This is a genomic window from Bacillus sp. MYb56 (assembly GCF_002976445.1).
Taxonomy (GTDB): domain Bacteria; phylum Bacillota; class Bacilli; order Bacillales; family Bacillaceae_G; genus Bacillus_A; species Bacillus_A mycoides.
In genome coordinates this window covers 1-3,565 of record NZ_PCOH01000097.1, presented here as the reverse complement: position 1 = coordinate 3,565, position 3,565 = coordinate 1, and the positions used below count along the sequence as shown (strand labels likewise).

At 36.9% G+C, this 3,565-nt stretch carries 3 protein-coding genes; all 3 read left to right on the top strand.

The features are described 5' to 3' along the window. A partial coding sequence (locus CQ058_RS30925; RefSeq protein WP_105590249.1) for a VirD4-like conjugal transfer protein, CD1115 family occupies window positions 1–1,577 on the top strand: 1,577 nt, incomplete at its 5' end. Window positions 1,578–1,635: 58 nt separating this feature from the next. Further along, window positions 1,636–1,845 (top strand): hypothetical protein, encoded by a 210-nt coding sequence (locus CQ058_RS30920; RefSeq protein WP_002187856.1) that lies wholly within the window; start codon window positions 1,636–1,638, stop codon window positions 1,843–1,845. 23 nt (window positions 1,846–1,868) lie between these two features. Then, a partial coding sequence (locus CQ058_RS30915; protein ID WP_105590248.1) for a pLS20_p028 family conjugation system transmembrane protein occupies window positions 1,869–3,565 on the top strand: 1,697 nt, incomplete at its 3' end.

The following is a 3,565-nucleotide window of genomic DNA, read 5'->3' as shown; positions in this document are numbered from 1 at the left end:
GTGTTGCGAAAATGCAATATGCAACCTCAAACTTCTCGAAAGGAACGACACGAGGCGGGATTTTCACCCAAACAATGAACGGACTTTCTATTTTTACATTTGATGAAATCGCTAAAATGACAGCGAAAAATAGTGTGGATTTAAAACGTGTCGGTTTTGGAAAAACAATAAAAGGAAAAGTGACACCTAGAAAACGAGTAGAAATTGTATTTCCCGATGGCTCAAAGGAGTCTATCAAGGCAGATATTACAGGACATTTTGTATTAGATTTCAAACAAGTAATAAAAGTTGGAGATACCATTCAATGTAATGAAAAGGAAAATCTTCAAACCAAAGCATCTATTTCTATTACAAAAATAGATGAAAAAACGGGTCATACAGAATTTAATGTAGTAGAAGAAAATGAAGATGTGCAAGTAACAAAAGTGGATTATTTCGATAAACCAGTCGCTATTTTTATGATTACACCAGACTTTGATTCTTCGAATCATGTGATTGCTTCTATTTTTGTAAGGCAGCTTTATTTTATATTGGCTAAAGGTGCATCCCTTGCTCGTGGAGGGAAATGTCACCGTGAGGTAGTTTTTTGCCTCGACGAGTATGGAAATATGCCGAGTATTGAAGGAATGGCGAATATTATAACAGTTTGTCTCGGTAGAAATGTTCGCTTTAACCTTGTGATCCAGGCATATGCACAATTGAAAAATAAGTATGGTGAGGATGCAGATACGATTGATGGAAACTGTGGGAATACGATCTACATTCTAACTAACGATCAAGAAACCGCCGAAAAGGTTTCCAAAAAACTAGGGAATCAGACGATTAACCTACCTTCCCGAAGTGGAAAAGGTCTTTCTACTGATAAAAATAAAACGGAAGGTCTAGATCAACGACCACTGTTAACATCAAATGAACTGATGAATTTTAAAGAAGGAGAAAGTGCTGTTATTCGTGTCATAAAACGTCAAGATAATAATCGAAAGCGCATCAGACCACGACCAATTTATAATACAGGAGAAACAGCTTTAAAATATAGATGGGAGTACTTAGGGGTAGAGTTCGATACAGATAAATCTATTTTAGATATAGATATCCACTCCTTACATGATGATGTAGAACCGAAAAAACTGATTGTAGATTTTCTAGGAGAAAGAAAGGAAGAACAAATTAAGAAAGAACCATCAGAGCCAGAACAGGAAGAGTTGCCACCAGTAGAGACACCGCAGCCAGTAGAAGAGCCAACAATGATGGGAATTGATGAAGATATACCGGAAGAGGCGTTTCAGCCGGAAGATAGCCCGTTTAATTCCCTCTCCATAGAAAATTGGAAGGAAAAAACGGTTAATGAATTTTTTGAATCTGATTTAGCGGTTTTGAAACTGGTTGATAATTTCTTTATAGCACAGTTAGGTAAGGGAATAGATGAGGTTGAAAATCAGGAAATGGGCGAGTTTTACAGTGAATTTCAAATGTTGGCTCACAATGACCATATCGACAAAGGTGTATATCAAGCAGTTGAAAATAAGATTAATCGAATTTTACGTGATTTAGAGGAAAAGGAACACGTAACGAGTTAGAAAGGCACTCAAATAATTGAGTGCCTTTTTGAATCCAGAAATAAAGGAGGAAGCGAGAATGGAGATGCCGACAATAACAGATAAAATGCAATTGATTTTAGATAGTTACTCGCCGTTTGTAACAGAAGAAAATGAGGTCATTCTTGGTCTGGAAGATGCGGTTCTTTTTCTTTCAGTAGATCGGGAACAAAAAGGAAAATTGATTATTCGTATTGACAGACTGAATGAAAGAGTGAATTGGACAGCAAAAGAAGTATTAGGGCAGTAGTAAGCATGAGAGGAGGATAAATAGTGAAAGATGAAGAGATTTTAAAGGTTTTAGAAACGTTCTCGGATTATCTTCAAGTAGGAGACATCGTGAATTATGTATTGCGTTGGCTAGGATGGTTCCTAATTGTAGGCTTATCTTTAGTTGTAGATGCTTTAGAAGGTGTGACAGATGCCATACTGGGGATTAAAGGATTCTTTAATTCACCGGAAATACAAAATTTTGTTGATATGTTATATCCATTGTTTGTCGTTCTTTTAGCCATATCGTTTTTATATATTGGCTACATGTTCATTATGAACAAACAAATGAACCGTTCTCAAATTATCATTAATATTTTCGTAACACTGAGTGTACTTTGTTTATTAAGTACTGGTATGACAAAGGTTGATAAGTTCACCGATGATGCCATAGCAGTTGTAAAATCTGAACAAAAAGGTTCTTTAAGTGATGAAATTATTAAGAAGAACATAACGGATATTGCAGTAATAGATCAAAATGGATGGAAAAAGAAAGAAGATATGAATCCGAAAAATCATATTCCAGAAAAAAATATTAGACAGATAGACATTACAGAAAAAATAGATTCGGATTTTGAGTTTGCAAAGGATAAGGAGTTATCTGAAGGTGGGCAAGATATCCTCAAAAATAAAAGGGTAATGGATGGGATGGGAGTCGCATCTTTAACAGAATTAAAAGATGGATGGTTTGATTTCTTTCCCGAAAAGTATTATCGCTGGCATTGGAATTTCTGGAATATATTCTTTACTTTACTGATAACTGGCGCAACGTTGTTATTGGTAAGTATTAAATTAGCTAGATTATTTTATGAATTGGCATTTAACTATTTGTTAGCCAACATCTTAGCACCAGCCGATGTTGCAAATGGTCAAAAATTAAAAGCGGTGTTATCAAATATCCTCAATATATTTATAGCAACGATTATGATATTCCTATCTTTGAAGCTATATATAATGGGGACGGCGTTTCTCCATGACAAATTAAATGGTGTACCGTATCTGATTGCATTAGCCGCATTTAGTATGGCAGTTCTAGATGGCCCGGCAGTCGTAGAAAGGCTATTTGGAATAGATATTGGATTAAAGAGCAGTTGGGGCATGTTAGCAGGTGGTTTCGCACTTGGTAAAGGAATTGGCGCTCTTGCAAATTCAAAGCCAATGAAGGGTCTCGGAAATATGATTGGAAAAGGGGCGAAAGGTGCAGCGGAAGGAACTGGTGTTGCAGCAGCTAAAACAGCAAGTGCGGCAGCGATGGCAACAGGTGGCATGACTGGTCTTATAAGTGGCTTGAAAAAAGGGAATGAGTCTGAAAATAAAGAGTCCTTGCAAGATCAAATGAAAAAAGCGGATCAGAAGAAAGCAAATGGAAATGATTTAGCAAAAAAAGAAAAAGAAAAAGGTAACTTAAATAAGGAAGAAGATAAAAAGAATGGTGGTACGCCATCTATTCAAGAAGATATGAAAAAAGAAGGGAACGAAAACCCTGGGGTAGCAAATGGGCAAGAATCGGGAACAACAAGTCTTCAAGATGAAATGAAAGAAGCCGGAAAATCAAATGGAGCGAGTGAAGGAAGTCCAACGGCAGGAGGCGTAAGACAAGGAGCAAGTGAAGGAGGTCAAACACCAGAAGGCGTAAGACAAGGAGCAAGTGAAGGAGGTCAAACACCAGGAGGCGTAAGACAAGGAGCAAGTGAAGGAAG

Coding starts and splice junctions, on each gene's coding strand:
- CQ058_RS30920 (WP_002187856.1), top strand. CDS start 1,636: ATGGAGATGCCGACAATAACAGATAAAATGCAATTGATTTTAGATAGT.